Source organism: Paenibacillus sp. JCM 9796 (assembly GCF_055379675.1).
In genome coordinates this window covers 703,261-718,199 of sequence record NZ_AP043723.1, presented here as the reverse complement: position 1 = coordinate 718,199, position 14,939 = coordinate 703,261, and the positions used below count along the sequence as shown (strand labels likewise).

At 52.2% G+C, this 14,939-nt stretch carries 12 protein-coding genes; 11 read left to right on the top strand and 1 reads right to left on the bottom strand.

The window, feature by feature from the left end; translation table 11 throughout:
* The first annotated feature begins 91 nt into the window (after window positions 1-91).
* Window positions 92-1,495 carry a diguanylate cyclase domain-containing protein gene (locus tag ACZ439_RS03595; RefSeq protein ID WP_464620633.1) on the top strand — a complete coding sequence of 468 codons (1,404 nt, stop codon included), beginning with the start codon at window positions 92-94 and terminating at the stop codon, window positions 1,493-1,495.
* 211 nt (window positions 1,496-1,706) lie between these two features.
* Window positions 1,707-3,089 carry an FAD-dependent oxidoreductase gene (locus tag ACZ439_RS03590; protein ID WP_196426854.1) on the top strand — a complete coding sequence of 461 codons (1,383 nt, stop codon included), beginning with the start codon at window positions 1,707-1,709 and terminating at the stop codon, window positions 3,087-3,089.
* Window positions 3,090-3,315: 226 nt separating this feature from the next.
* On the opposite strand, the gene ACZ439_RS03585 is transcribed toward ACZ439_RS03590, so the two are convergent.
* A complete protein-coding gene (locus ACZ439_RS03585) occupies window positions 3,316-3,993 on the bottom strand; it encodes a GntR family transcriptional regulator (protein WP_054795400.1) in 678 nt (225 codons plus the stop codon).
* A 466-nt stretch (window positions 3,994-4,459) separates the two neighbouring features.
* Between ACZ439_RS03585 and ACZ439_RS03580 the strand changes: the two genes are divergently transcribed.
* The 9 genes from ACZ439_RS03580 (at window position 4,460) to ACZ439_RS03540 (ending at window position 14,812) form a co-directional block, all read left to right on the top strand.
* Window positions 4,460-5,524 carry a sugar ABC transporter substrate-binding protein gene (locus tag ACZ439_RS03580; RefSeq protein WP_054798918.1) on the top strand — a complete coding sequence of 355 codons (1,065 nt, stop codon included), beginning with the start codon at window positions 4,460-4,462 and terminating at the stop codon, window positions 5,522-5,524.
* Between the two features lie 227 nt (window positions 5,525-5,751).
* Window positions 5,752-7,299 carry a sugar ABC transporter ATP-binding protein gene (locus tag ACZ439_RS03575; RefSeq protein ID WP_141334598.1) on the top strand — a complete coding sequence of 516 codons (1,548 nt, stop codon included), beginning with the start codon at window positions 5,752-5,754 and terminating at the stop codon, window positions 7,297-7,299.
* A 32-nt stretch (window positions 7,300-7,331) separates the two neighbouring features.
* Window positions 7,332-8,363, top strand: coding sequence for an ABC transporter permease (locus ACZ439_RS03570; RefSeq protein ID WP_464620632.1), 1,032 nt, complete (start codon window positions 7,332-7,334; stop codon window positions 8,361-8,363).
* A 143-nt stretch (window positions 8,364-8,506) separates the two neighbouring features.
* Window positions 8,507-10,168: a GMC family oxidoreductase gene (locus ACZ439_RS03565; protein ID WP_141334600.1), complete on the top strand. Its 1,662-nt coding sequence runs from the start codon at window positions 8,507-8,509 to the stop codon at window positions 10,166-10,168.
* A gap of 19 nt (window positions 10,169-10,187) precedes the next feature.
* Entirely contained in the window at window positions 10,188-10,895 is a 708-nt protein-coding gene (locus ACZ439_RS03560) for a gluconate 2-dehydrogenase subunit 3 family protein (RefSeq protein ID WP_141334602.1), read from the top strand.
* Window positions 10,896-11,095: 200 nt separating this feature from the next.
* Window positions 11,096-12,607, top strand: a complete 1,512-nt coding sequence (locus ACZ439_RS03555; RefSeq protein WP_054798927.1) for an aldehyde dehydrogenase — start codon at window positions 11,096-11,098, stop codon at window positions 12,605-12,607.
* A 140-nt stretch (window positions 12,608-12,747) separates the two neighbouring features.
* Window positions 12,748-13,410, top strand: a complete 663-nt coding sequence (locus ACZ439_RS03550) for a GntR family transcriptional regulator (protein ID WP_054795406.1) — start codon at window positions 12,748-12,750, stop codon at window positions 13,408-13,410.
* A gap of 56 nt (window positions 13,411-13,466) precedes the next feature.
* Entirely contained in the window at window positions 13,467-14,471 is a 1,005-nt protein-coding gene (locus ACZ439_RS03545) for an amidohydrolase family protein (RefSeq protein WP_127606472.1), read from the top strand.
* Between the two features lie 17 nt (window positions 14,472-14,488).
* Window positions 14,489-14,812 carry a NifU family protein gene (locus tag ACZ439_RS03540; protein WP_054798920.1) on the top strand — a complete coding sequence of 108 codons (324 nt, stop codon included), beginning with the start codon at window positions 14,489-14,491 and terminating at the stop codon, window positions 14,810-14,812.
* The last annotated feature ends 127 nt before the right edge of the window (window positions 14,813-14,939 follow it).

Sequence of the window (14,939 nt, the reverse complement as noted above, 5' to 3'; positions counted from 1 at the left end):
TGGTAAAATTTTAACGGGCATGGAGGATGCGGATGGTTCATGTCGAATATGTGAGTAATTATTTTACCTTCACGGAACTGAGATGGTGCCCATGTTAGAACATATAAAAGAGAAGACAAGTGATTACCTGCTGACATTAATTCAAATCATGCCTGATATCATTGTTTTTAAAGACGGTAAAGGGGTATGGGTTGAAGCGAATGATGCTGCGCTGCAGTTATTTGAGTTAGACCGTGACGCGTATAAGGGGAAAACAAATCTTGATTTTCAACGCTCTAAGCCGCATATGGAAGAGTTTTTTCATACATGCGAAGAAACCGACAATGAAGCCTGGAGAAGAGGCAAAACGATTCATTTTGAAGAAAAATTCAAGCGTTCCGACGGCTCGACCGTAATTATCGAGTTTATTAAAGAACCTGTTATGGCCGAGGATGGTCGGCGGGAGTGGTTAATTGTTGTCGGCCGCGACATTACTGAACGAAAGTTAATTCAAGATCATTTGAACGAGCAAAATGTGGTTCTGGAAATGGTTGCCAAAGGCAGGCCGCTACAAGATATTTTAGGTCACATTATTGAATTTGTAGAGAAGCAAACAGAGGCTGTTTGTTCCATTCTGCTGCTTGAAAACGATTTATTAAAACATGGAATGGCTCTCCGTCTTCCGGCTTCTTTCTTGCGGGCTGTAGACGGCATACGAATTGGACCGGACATGGGTTCTTGCGGAACCGCCGCCTATTATAACAAAAATATTATTGTATCTGACATTGAGAATGATCCGTTATGGCGGGATTTCCGCGAGATTGCGCTGGATCACGGGTTTCGGGCTTGCTGGTCTGTCCCCTTTACGGATAAAGACAATCAGGTGATCGGAACATTCGCTATCTATTACAAGACTCGAAAATCTCCCGAAACCAGGGAACTCCAAATGATCGAGCGTTCCGCTTATTTAATAGGGCTGGTAATCGAACGTAATAAAGCGGAGGAAACCATTCGAAAATTGGCATTTTTCGATTCCTTAACTGAACTCCCCAACCGTAAATCGTTTCAACATATCCTTGAAAAGACGATGGCCGAAGCCAAACAAAAAAATCAATTGTTTGCCGTGCTTTATCTGGATTTGGATGGATTCAAATTCATTAATGACTCGATGGGTCATTCCGTCGGCGATCTTCTTCTGCAGCGTGTGTCCCAGCGCTTACAAGATCTTGTATCGGATAAAGGGATTGTTTCACGTCAAGGCGGTGACGAATTCACCATCCTACTGCCAAATACGTCAAAAGCGGAAACGGAAGCTTACTGCCAGAAGATTATGGAGGCATTGAATGCGCCCTTCCGTATTCAAGATCATGATCTGTATATTTCAACAAGCATTGGGATCAGCATGTTCCCGTTTGATGGAGAAACGATAGAAGCATTGGTAAAAAATGCGGATATGGCGATGTATCATGCGAAGAGGCAGGGCAGAAATCACGGAATGCCTCGCCATGAAGCTTGACCGAGCCGCAAAAACATGAAGAAGCCCCTCTTCGGATGGGGCTTCTTCATGTTTTTGGGCTGAGATGTGTAAATATAAATATTGACAATTCATTGATAACGCTTTAATATACATGTATACAAGACGTTATACATGTATACAAGTGCTCCGCGAGGAGCAGCAATCAACCGACACTTCTACATATCGTAAAACTTTCAGAGGAGGGATTGTTATGCAAGTGCATGATCAATGGGATGTCATTGTGGTTGGCGGGGGAACGGCGGGGGCGCCGGCAGCTATTGCGGCAGCTAGAAACGGGGCCAAAGTACTTGTGGTCGAAAAGAATGGTTACCTGGGCGGGGCTTCAACTTCTGCACTAGTGTCGCCGTATGCGAACCATTATGACGCTCATGGCGAACCGACGATAGCCGGTCTTTTTAAAGAAATACTTGACTCCTTAAAGGAAATGGGAGCATGCCATGGTCCTATCCGCCCCAAGGAAGGGAACCCGCCCTGGGGGAAAAATCCCGTGATTACGCCTTTCGATGATGAATACCTGAAATTTGTGTTAACGAAGATGGCCAAAGATGCCGGAGTGAGCTTTTTATACCATACCTTGTTGAAGGATGTATGGGTTGAGGATGGCGTAGTGAAAGGCATTACGGTGTTTAACAAATCCGGCGCTCATACTTTATTCAGTAAAGTCATTGTCGACTGCACCGGGGACGCCGACGTCGCTGTGAAAGCGGGGGCCAAAACGGTAAAAGGCCGGGAAAAAGACGGGGAAAAAATGCCCGTCACCGTGTACTGCCGAGTCGGTAACGTGAATGTCGACCGGGTCGAAGAAGAAATCAAGAGAAACCGGGACAATTTCAGATGGTACGCGATAGGCAGTGCGGAAGGAGATCTTCCTGCCGGCAGCCAGCGTAAACAGCTGTTTTGTTCAGGATTTTGGCAGGAAATAGCTGCGGCTAAAGTAAACGGCGAATATAACATAGGCAGAGAAACCTTGAATTTGTTTACAAACGTAAGGGAAGGCGAAGTTACCGTTAATGCTACCCGCGTTAATTTCATAGATGGGACCAATGCGTCTGAAGTTACAGCTGCAGAGGTGGAGCTGCGATACCAGACGATGTCGGTTGTAGATTTCTTAAGAAAACGAGTGCCTGGTTTTGAAAAGTCATTCCTCATCAAGACGGCCAACGAAGCAGGCATTAGGGAAACCCATAGAATCATCGGCGAATATATACTCACGCAGGAGGATGTCGTGAAGGGTACAAGGTTTGATGATGTCGTGGCGCGTGGTGGATATGCTATCGATATTCATAATCCCGGAGATTCGAAGAGCACCTGGATCCAGGTAGACGATAGCTACGATGTACCCTATCGCGCGTTATTGCCTGTTGAACTGGAAGGCTTGCTGGTCGCCGGCCGTTGTATTTCCGCTACGCATGAAGCGGCTGCTGCCGTCCGAGCAATGCCATCCTGCGTGGCAATCGGCGAGGCTGCAGGAACTGCGGCTGCTCTCGCCACGACGAGAGGGCTCACTCCGAAAACAATCGATGTCCAGGAATTAAAACAGGTGCTAACTCAAAATGGCGTTTTACTAGCTTGATGCCGGCTGCTCTTATTCATCACGTTCATCTCCTATGATGGAGATCATCTTCGATCCGGCTGCTGACCAAGGTCAGCAGCCGTTCTTTATTATTGGGGAGAACGATCGGCGGGGCTTTGTTCATCATCTGAGAACGCATCAAAAAGGGACCCTCGAGTTTTTCTCGACGATCCCTTGCTGAAGGTGCTTTGTTGTCTTTTTCAAACCGGACGATTTGCCCGCTGTATTAGAACATCGCTTTCAATATTTCCTTGGTCGTTGTGAAATGCTGACGTAAAATTTGAACCGCCAATTCGTTATCGCCTTGCTTGAGATGAGTCAGAATCTGGGAGTGATCATCCTCCAGGTCTTGGGCCAGCTTGTAGTTTGTTTTGGAGTACAGGCTGTACCGGGATATGGTGTCCTGAAGCGAATCGACAAACTGCTTTAATTTGTTATTTTGCAAGGCGGAAATGATGGTGAGATGAAATTCCGAATTGGTTTTATGAAGCTCCTGCAAGTTTTCCTTTTCAAGGTGGACCTTCGCCATTGTAACGCAATTTTCCAGCTGTTGGATAATTGCGCTGTCGTCTGCTGTAATTTTGCGGAGGGCCTCCGCTTCCACAATCAAGCGTATGTCATAGATTTCTTCGATTTCCTGAATCGTCGGGATCGATACAATCACTTTACGGCCTGAAAGTACGGAAACCAGATTTTCGTTTTCCAAGCTGCGAAGGGCTTCCCGAACCGGGGTACGGCTCACCGATAATTTGTTAGCAATCAGATTCTCGCTCAGCAGCTGTCCGGGCTTTAAATTTCCGTTCAGTATCGCCTTCTTTAAGGTTTGATATACAACTTCTCGCAAAGGCAGGTAGGCAGGGAAGTCTTCAAGCGCTTCCAGCATGATTTCTTCTTGTAGAACCATTTCGTTCATTCCTTTGGTCTTTATAATAATTTCATTACTCAAATTCTAGTCGTATACTTGTATACATATATTATAAACCAGAATCTCAAGTTAATCAATAGCCATCAGCAGGAATTCGTTGCATCGTGGCTAAATGGTTAGGGGGCTGCAGGCGAATTGCGATTGGATACGGCTGCTTAATGGGCGGAAATGAGTTGTGCTGAAGTCGGTTGATGGAGAATATCGCATAAAAACTGGGATATTTGTAGTTAAATATATATCTTTCCACATATAGTTTTTAAGCCTTGACAATGGTATTCACTTGGTATACTATTGTGACAACGCTTACATAAGTCAGAATGCTTGAAAAAAATAAGGCGGGATGGAGGAGCTCAACATGCCGGTTAGGTAGAATTGCCATCGAACGGAAGCTGGCCGATGCCGTCAATGTGGAAACAAAAAAACTGAATAAAGGGGTGTGGTCCAAATGAAAAAGATGGGTCGTACTGTGTTAGGCTTAGGGCTTATTGCGTTAACTCTCAACGGTTGCAGCCAACCGTCCAGTGCGGGTGAGTCCGGGACAAAGGGAGGCGATAACCTCATCATCGGCTTCTCACAACACCGCATTGCCGGAAGCGATTGGTATAAGATGCTGATTGAAGGGGCCAAAGCTCAAGCCGAGAAACAGGGTGTGACGATCTTAGTAACAGACGCTGGAGGAGATGCAGTCCAACAGAACTCGGATATTCAGAACATGATGAGCAGAGGTGCTAAGGGCATTGTAGTGAATGCGCTTGATCCTCGAGGTATAGCGAATACCGTCAATGAACTGGAGAAAGAGGGCATCCCTCTCGTTGCGGTCAACACCCGTCTTAGCCCAGAGCTTGAGAAGAAGTCGTACTGTTTCGTAGCGGAAGATCAGCTGGACACCGCTGCCTCGGCAGGTAAAGAGTTAGCGAGAAAAATTGCGCAGAAATACAGTAAAGACGAGAAGGTCAAACTGGCCGTCATTGGCGGCTACTCCGGCGAAAGTACGACGGCATTACGGCAAGAGGGCTTCCTCAAAGGCTTCAATGGCTACTTCGAAGCGAACCCGGGCCACAAAATTGAAATCCTTCCTATCCGCTATGGCGAATGGCTGCCGGACAAAGCTCGCGTACCGGTTCAACAAATCGCCACGGCGAACCCCGATTTGAAAGCGGTATTCAGCATGAGTGACGTTATGCACGCCGGCATTGAGCAAGGCTTGCGGGAAGCCGGCGTCCTAGACAAAGTGATTATAGTCTCCTACGATGGCGCTATGGCTCTTGCCAAGAAGATGATGGACGAACCGAATGGTCCTCTCCAAGCGACTGTGTCGAACTCGCCGTACCTGCAAGGTGCAACGGCCGTTCAGATGGCGATAGACGCGGTCAAGGGGAACAAGACGAGCTGTCCGGGCGGAGCCAGATACACGGAAAACGTCCTTATCACCCCAGAAAACGCCAAACAGTTCTACGACCCCAACATCAGCTACTACTATTCCAAAGAATCTCTCACCAAACTTCAATAAAAGTATCCCGAACGGGAACATACATGCAGGATGCAGGAAAAGCCATATGACGAACGGTTAACAAGCGCAGTTTACCGGTGAGGTCGAGAAGGCATAAGACGACAGGCAGAGGATCAATGACTTCGAACGCCGGACGCTCGCTGGACGACGGTGAGCCTGCCGATCATGTGTCAGGCTTCCTTCGTCGAAGCGAGCACTCTCACAGATGTGAAAGGAGGCAGCGTCAAATGGTCGAACAAGAAGAGTTGGCTCTCTCCCTTCGAGGGCTCTGTAAGTCATACTCCGGTATCCAGGTGCTGCACCGTATTAACCTGGATATTCGCCGGGGTGAAATCCACTGTCTGGCCGGCCAAAACGGCGCCGGAAAATCTACGATCATCCGTGCGGTGTCCGGAGTGGAAAGGCCTGATAGCGGCACGATTGAGCTGGAGGGCAGACCTGTACGGTTCAACAATCCGCACGACAGTCAACGCGAGGGGATCTTCACTATTTATCAGGAGCTCAGCCTCGTACCGGGCCTCTCGATCGCTGAAAACATTTTTCTCAGCGACTTACCGCGTGGCGCCGGCGGAGTCCTGAATTGGCGAACGATGCGGGAGCGGGCCCGCGAGGCGCTTGAGTGGCTCGGCATCAACATCGATGTGAATCAGCCGGTCAGCTCGTTAACCACCGCCCAACAGCAGGGCGTTGAACTCGCCAAGGTGCTGCATGTGGCAAAAACGCTCCACGGTCGCCCTCCAATCATACTTTTGGATGAACCGACAGCCACCCTGCCTGCGCAGGACGTTAAACGTCTGCTCCAGGTGCTGAAAAGCCTTCAGAAACAGGGTGTGACATTCATCTATATTTCTCATCGAATGGATGAGGTTTTTGAAATCTGTCAGCGGATCACCGTATTGCGCGACGGCCGCAAGGTGGGAACGTACGAGGTTGATCAAACGACGCCGGCGGACATCGTCCGGGCGATGATCGGGAGAAACCTCGGGGGCTCGCTCTTGGGAGAATCGTTGGGGGGAGGCGAGAAGCCCCGTTACGGACTTGGAGGCGATCCCGGGCATGTCGCACTTTCCGTCGAGAACCTCCATGATGGCTCCGTTCTCCACGATATAAGCTTCAAGCTTCACCGTGGCGAGGTGCTCGGCGTGGCGGGTTTGGTGGGAAGCGGACAGTCGGAGTTGGCCGCTTGCCTGTTCGGCGCACGCGAACGGATAAGCGGAAAGATCACGATCAACGGTCGGCCGACGAAGCTCCGAAGTCCAAGCGAGGCCATCCGCGCAGGGATCGGACTTCTTCCGCAAAGCCGCAAAACCGAGGGCCTTGTGTTGAATATGTCAGTAACTGAGAATGTGACGATGGCCAGTTTATCCGATGTGAGCCGCTATTCGGTGATTAACCGCAACCGGGAGGAGCAGAGCGCTCGGGAACTGGGCCTATCGCTGAACATAAAGATGAGGGGTCCGGATCAAAAAGTCGTGAATCTTAGCGGCGGTAACCAGCAGAAAGTGGTGCTTGCCAAATGGTTGGCCAGCCAAACGAAAATATTGATCTTTGACGAGCCTACACGCGGCATTGATGTCGGGGCCAAAGAGGAGATCTACAAGTTGATCGGGGAGTTCGTGCGTGAGGGAGGATCCGTGCTGCTCATGAGTTCGGAGCTTCCAGAAACGCTTATGTGCGATCGTATTCTAGTCATCGCCCGAGGTCGGATCGTTGGCGAGTTCTTGCACGATGAAGTGGATCCTCACGGCGATGTGGTCATCGCGCAATGCTACTGATACAAGAATACAAGTGAAAGGTGGGGACAGTCATGCAGACGCTGAATAAGTCCAGTAAGGAAGAGACGTCGGTGGTATCGCGGGGGCCGGTGTTCGCTTCATCCGGCATCGTCGATCTCATCAAGCGAAGCTACCTCGTTATTTTCTTGGGTCTGGCTGTGGTGGCAGGAGCGATCGCCTCGCCCTATTTTTTGACCGGCCGCAATATCGAGAACATCATCGTGACTGGAGTTGTTGTTTCGATCCTGGCGATCGGTCAGTTCAAAGTCATTGTCACACGCGGCATTGACTTGTCGGTCGGTTCGATTGCCGCTCTGGGAACGGTGATGGTCGCTGTCCTGCTGCGGCAGGGCCTGCCGATTCCGATCGTCATTGCGTTAACCTTGGCCGTATGCGCTGCAGCGGGTTTGATCAACGGCATTGCTGTCGTTTACGGGGGCATTACACCCTTCATTGCCACCTTCGCGATGCTCAGCATCGCCCGAGGGGTTGCGTATCTCATTCAAGTCGGCACCCTGATTGAGGTCTCCAATCCAACCTACCTGAAGCTATTTACAGGAAGTCTCCTGGGAATACCGAACTCCGTCATTCTGGTTATTGTGGTGATGCTCGTCACTGCCTTTATTATGAAATATACAACCTTCGGCCGCCAGCTGTACGCCATCGGCGGCAACCCCGAAGCCGCCCGTCTCTCCGGGCTGCCCGTCAATCGCAATCTGATCACCACCTATGTCATATCCGGACTGTTCTCTGGTCTGGCGGGACTCATCCTGGCCGCCCAGCTTCAGCAGGGCAGCTCGCTGCTCGCCAAGGGATATGAGCTCAATGCCATCGCTTCCGCGGTAGTCGGAGGGACGTCGCTCTTCGGCGGGACCGGCAATCCGATCAGCGCCGTTATAGGCGGTCTCCTCATCGGCATCATTTCCAACATCATGAACCTGGTCGGCATCCTGCCGGAGCCCCAACTGATCGTGCTGGGATTGGTCATTCTCATCGCCGTATTCTTTACCGGCGGGGAAGGTCCCAAACGGCTTAATAAACTGATTAAATGGTTTCGGCGTTGAGGCGAAAGCGAGAGCACAGGATTCACTATCCCGGTTCGGCAGCATTCGTCAAGAACGGATGAAACCGATTACAGAAAAGAAGAAGGAAAAGGATAACCTGCCAGAGAATTTATATTGTACATAAATTAGGGAGGGTACGAAGTATGAATTACGCTCATAAGCCAGATCCAGTCGACGTCCTCATCATTGGAACAGGAGCAACCGGCGCAACGGCGGCCAAGGTTTTGACCGAGTCCGGTCTGAAGGTCGTAGCGTTGGAACGCGGTCCATGGTTGAAGCCCGAGCAATTCTCCGGGGATGAACTGAAATTCCTCAACCGGAACTACATTTGGCCGGACGAGAAATTAAAACCGCGTACTTACCGGCCCGATGAGAACGCCCAAACGGTGGTTCGCAGGTTCTCGCCGACTCCCAACCTGGTGGGCGGAGGAACTGTACATATGAGCGGGTGGTTCCCGCGCGCTGCGAAGTCGGATTTCATGCTTCATACCTTGCACGGAGATGTCCCGGGCGCCAGCCTTGCCGATTGGCCTATTACCTACGAAGAGCTCGAGCCGTATTACACCAAGGTGGAGTGGGAGTTCGGCGTATCCGGGAAGGGCGGCTTGAATAAGTACGAGGCACCGCGCAGCAAAGAGTACCCTTGCCCGCCGATGCCGTTGTCCCCTTACGGGAAGGTGTTTCACGAGGCATGCTCCAAGCTGGGCTATAATTCATTCCCGATGCCTCAAGCGGTAATTACGAAGGAGCACAAAGGAAGAAAGCCTTCTAACCACTCCGGGTTCGTGCAGCAGTTCGGCGACCCGACAAGTGGCAGGTCGAGCACCTTGCATACGTTTGTTCCGGAAGCGCTTTCGACGGGGCTGCTAGAACTGCGGCCCGATACTTACGTACGCGAAATTACGCTGCACAAGGACGGACGCGCCAAGGGAGCCATCTATATCGACGAGAACGGACGCGAGGTCGAGCAGGAGGCCAGCATCGTGATTCTAGCCTGCGGGGCCATTGAATCGGCACGCTTGCTGCTTGCGAGCAAGTCGAATTTATTTCCGGACGGACTGGCGAACAGCAGCGGTCAAGTGGGGAGAAACGTAACTTTTCATGAGTACATCTTCGCCATCGGCTTGTTCGATAAGGAAATTCACGACCCGCTTTACGGCTGGGCGGGATCTTATGTGAATGGAGCTTCCATGGAATTTTACGAGACGGATCAAAGCCGGGGACATATTCTTGGTTCGCTGATCTGTGCGTCCGGCTTGGGCCTTCCGGTGAACTGGACCTTTCCAGGACGGCCGACCTGGGGCAAGGCGGCCAAGGACACAGACCGGGAGCTGTTTAACCACAGCATGAAGATCGGCGTCCTCGTTAACGATCTGCCCCGGGAGACCAACAGGGTTGAACTGGATCCGGAGGTTAAGGATGCCTGGGGACTCCCGGTCGCACGAATAACGCATACCGCTCACCCTAATGACATCCGTCAAGGGAACTGGCAGGTCGATAAGAACATCGAGATATTGAAAGCGGCCGGCGCGAGCAAGACCATCCCCGTGTACATGGAGGGCATTAACGGCAACACCTGCCATGAGCAGGGCACAGCCCGGATGGGGAACGACCCCTCGAAGTCCGTGTTGAACAAATGGTGCCGGGCGCATGACGTCGACAACCTGTACGTACTTGACGGGAGCTTCTTACCGAACCTGGGAGTCAATCCGACGCTTACGATTATGGCTAACGCTTGGCGCTGCTCGGAATATATCGCCCAGGTGCACGGCAAAGGTCTGGACGTAGCCGTTCAGGCACGATAAGAAAGGATGTGTAGGAGCGATGACTAGCCAAAGCAACTGGGAGATGCTCCCGATTGACGCCAATACCGACGAGCGGTTGTTCTTCGACGAACACCAATGGTTGACCATCGAGGCCGCCACGGCGCGCATCATTCCCACCGATCACGACCCGGGCGCGCGAGAAGCGAATGTGGTGCGGTATATTGACCGCTACATATCCGGTACCGACTACATTTATGCTAACGCCGACGGCAGCGGATTCCTGCAGCTGGCGGGCAAAGACTTCGAAGCCTGGATTACGCGCATGCAGGCCATGCAGGATAAGTACACGGAGGGCGTCCGCGAGCTGGACGAAGTAAGCCGGGAGAAATTCGGCGCAGCGTTCATCGCGTTGACCGAAGAGCAGCAGGATGAGGTGCTGCTTACGCTCTCCGGCGAGCCGCCGGTACAGCCGTTCCTGATAAACGCGGAGGCCGGGGACGAAGACTCGACCGTAGGCGGCGCACCTCCATCCAATCAGCCCGTTTCGGATGAGGGACTGGACTTTTTTCACACGCTGGTCTTTCATACGAGACAAGGCTTTTATTCAGATCCGGTCTACGGAGGCAACAAAGATCATATCGGGTGGAAAGTAATCGGCTTCGAGGGGCCCAAGTCGCTGGCCGAGACTCAAGATGGCAGTCACACCACGAAGGCATTCCTGAACATGAATGGATGGCCCTATTCCCAAGACCCACAAAGTCCATGAGAAGGTCCGGGCCATGCTGCGGCGTGCCGGGTTCATCCTCATGCGGCAGTGCTTGGACCAGTAAAGGGCGGTCAAACTTGACCCGAAGAGGAGTGGTAATATTGCCAAAATTTCCTTGATTATGGTATTCAATTGGTATACAATTAAAGTAAAGACACACCCTTTACACTAAACCGAGAGAGGTGAACGAGTTGGGGAAAATGAAGCTGATCGAGGCACCGAAGGCTGTCGATGTTCGTGACTACAAGATGTTTATCGGAGGAGCGTGGGTCGACGCCCGCTCAGGCAAAACCTTCGAGACGATTAATCCTTACACGGGCAAAGTTTGGGCCACCGTACCTGAAGCTGACGCAGAGGATGTAGAAGCTGCGGTTGATGCCGCTCGCCGGGCATTCGACGAGGGCCCGTGGGGGAAGATGACCGGGACGGAGAGAGCGCGGCTTATGCGTCGCTTGGCCGAGCTGATTGCGGATCATACGGAAGAGCTCGCTACCATCGAGAGTATGGACAATGGCAAGCTCCTGAGAGAAACGCGCGGACAGCTCAGCGCGATGTCGGAGTGGTTCTACTACTTCGCAGGCGCCGCGGATAAGATCCAGGGGGAAACCATTCCTTCCGACAAGCCTAATTTCTTCGTTTACACGAGGAGAGAGCCCCTAGGCGTGGTCGGCGCCATTATGCCGTGGAACTCGCCGCTCTTTCTGTTAACCTGGAAACTCGCGCCAGCGCTTGCTTCGGGCTGTACATTCGTAGTCAAATCCGCCGAGCAAACGCCAGCCTCCACGCTGGAGTTTGCGAAGCTTATTCAGGAGGCGGGCTTCCCGGATGGCGTATTCAATGTTGTAACCGGTTACGGCGCCACTACGGGGAGCGCTCTTGTCCGGAATCCTGGCGTGGACAAAATAGCCTTCACAGGCTCTACGGAGACCGGGAAACGGGTGATGAAGGATGCTGCGGAACATATCGCCAAGGTCACGCTCGAGCTGGGCGGCAAGTCTCCGAATATCGTCTTCGATGATGCGGACCTCGATGCAGTGGTCAACGGGGTTGTCGCCGGTATTTTCGCGGCTACCGGTCAGACGTGCATCGCCGGATCGAGACTCATTGTCCAGGAATCCATCCATGACGAGCTGGTCAAGCGGCTTGTTGAGAAGGCCCGCTCCATCAAGCTGGGTAACCCGCTGGAGATGGAGACGGAGATGGGACCGATCGCCTTCAAGGAGCAGCTCGACAAAGTGCAGAGCTACATTAACATCGGTCTGGAAGAGGGCGCCGAGCTGGTTTACGGCGGCAAAGCCCCGTCGGAAGCGGAACTTCAAGACGGCTTCTTCATCGAACCGACGATCCTTACGGGCGTAAACAACAAGATGAGAGTGGCCCGGGAGGAAATCTTCGGTCCGGTGCTCAGCGTGATCGCCGCCAAGGACGAGGAAGAAATTGTACGTCAGGCGAACGATAGCCCGTTCGGCTTGGGAGCCGGTATCTGGACCAAGGACGTTCAGCGGGCACACCGGGTAGCGCACGCCCTGCGCGCCGGCACGATTTGGATTAACTCCTATCGCACCATCTCCTTCAATACGCCTTTCGGCGGCTACAAAATGAGCGGTATCGGGAGAGAGAACGGGCTCGAGTCCATCAAGGAGTACACGCAAGTGAAGTCCGTTTGGGTGGAGCTATCCGGTCAGAGCCGCGACCCTTTCAAGCTGGGCTAGTCATGCCGGTGGTCAGAGCGTCTAATCAACGATGAGCCCGGTTATGATACCCGGTTCAGGCACGGTCTTGAACGATATAGGCTGGGGGGGACGACATACGGTATACGGAATGGAAATGAAATTGAAGTGAGGTTTTACCTATGAGCATGAGTAAGCAAGAAACGATATATCGTCAGATTCAAGAACGCATCTTGCAGGGCTATTACCAGCCGGGTGACCCGATCATCGAGCGTGTCGTTGCCGAGGAGCTGGGCGCAAGCCGAATTCCGGTCCGCGCAGCGTTGTTGCAGCTGGAGCAAGACGGTTTAGTCACGCTCATACCCAATCGGGGCGCAAACGTCCGGATATTAAGCCCGACCGATCTCAGAGATCTTTTTGTGGCCCGAATGGCGATAGACGGTATGGCGGCGCGCCTCGCTGCGCTTTACATGGATCCGTCCGAGCTGGAGCTGGTGGATAATGAATACCGTCAAATTTTGAACAAAAATGAGGCTCCCGATCCCGAACTCATGGTCTCGCTGGGAAGCGACTTCCATGACAAGATCACCGGCGGGTGCGGTAACCCCGTCATCGCCCGGATGGCGGTATCTATCGCCGACCAGGTGCGTCTCTCGCGTCGGCTGTACTTTCCGCATACTTCATCGGTTCAGATGCTGCGTTTTGCGAATCAGCATATCCGGATCGTTGCGGCGATTCGGGATCGTGAGCCGGACCTCGCGGAAAAGCTGATGCGCGAGCATATCGCTGAGACGTACGACCTGTTCCGAGTATCGCTGGATGGCCTTGGATCGAAGCAATTATAAGTCTGTTAGCCTGAACTGATCGATGAAAGATCATATAAATTTGGAGGCGAAGAGATATGAGAAACGGTGCAATCGTTTTCGATGCTGTGGTACATGCAATGGACTTTCGGGAGCAGCAAATGATCAATGACGCTTCGCGAATGGGCAAGGCGTCCATGAAAGGATTCCTCGACTTCACAGGCATCAACGGCCAGCAGGTGTCGTATGCAGGGATCGAGAATCCGCCGGAGTACGAATGGGCGAATAAGAAGCTGTTTGACGAGTCCGATACGGACTTCGCGGTGGTGCAGCCGATTCCGGCCTTCGGAGTCTTCAAGGATGGCATGGCGCCTGTTCGGATAGCGTACGAAATCGCCCAAACGAAGCCCGATCGCTACTTCTTCTGTGGCGCGGTTGATCCTCTCTACCAGGGGCTCAACGGTGCGATGGAAGAGATGGAGCGCCAAGTGAAAGAAATGGGCGCTGTCAGTATCAAGTTCTACCAAGCTCAGACCATCAGGAACTGGTGGAGCGCGGACGACGAGAAAATCGCCTACCCGCTATTTGAGAAAGCTATCGAGCTCGGCATCAAAACCGTGCAGTTTCATAAAGGGCTGCCGATCGGACCTACCCAGCGGGTGGAGCACCTGCGTCCGAACGACCTGCAGCAGGCGGCGTACGATTTCCCTCAGCTGAACTTCGCCATGCACCATTTTGGAGACCCTTACATTGACGAGGCGATCAACATTGCTTCGCGGTTTTCCAACATTTATATGATCATGCCTCTGTGGTTCAACCAATACTTCGTTGCTCCGCGGGCGATGACCGAACTGCTCGGCAAGGCGCTTCTTCACGTTGGCGCGGATCGCATCTGTTACGGAACGGACGCATGGCTGTGGCCGAACGTCCAGTCCTACATTGATATTTTGGATAACTTCAAAATGCCTGAGGACCTTCAGGAAGGCTACGGTTACCCGGATGTCACAGAAGAAATGAAGAAAAAAATATTTGGCTTGAACTATGCCAAAGCATTAGGAATCGACCTGGATGCCAAGGCGCGCGCGATCGGACTTATCAAATAAGGTGAGGAGCAAAGCCTATGAACGAGACTATGTCTACCCACGTTCCGTCGATTAAGGAAATCAATGATTCGATTAAAGATGTCAGAGCGCGTCTGCGGGGACATGCTGGCGATCTCATCATCCATGACATCGACGAAGATGGTGAAGTGTCCATCGAATTCATAGGGGCCTGCAGTGCATGTCCGGCCATTGGTTTTACATACTTGGCTATTGTCGAGCCTGCATTGACCGAAATTAAGGGTGTAAACAGCATTAAAACTCATCAGGTCCATCTCTCACCTGCGTTTCGTAAGCGAATGAGCACATTTACGCAAGGGAGTTCCTCAAGAATAGGCTCTTAGCAGCTGCGGATGAAATCGAAGATGAGCAGGAGCAGGCGGCATGGGTGATCTGCGACCTGCTCTCAACTTCGGGCCCGGCCTGTCTCAACCATTTTTCCGATAAGTGATGCGATCCGGCGTTATTTTG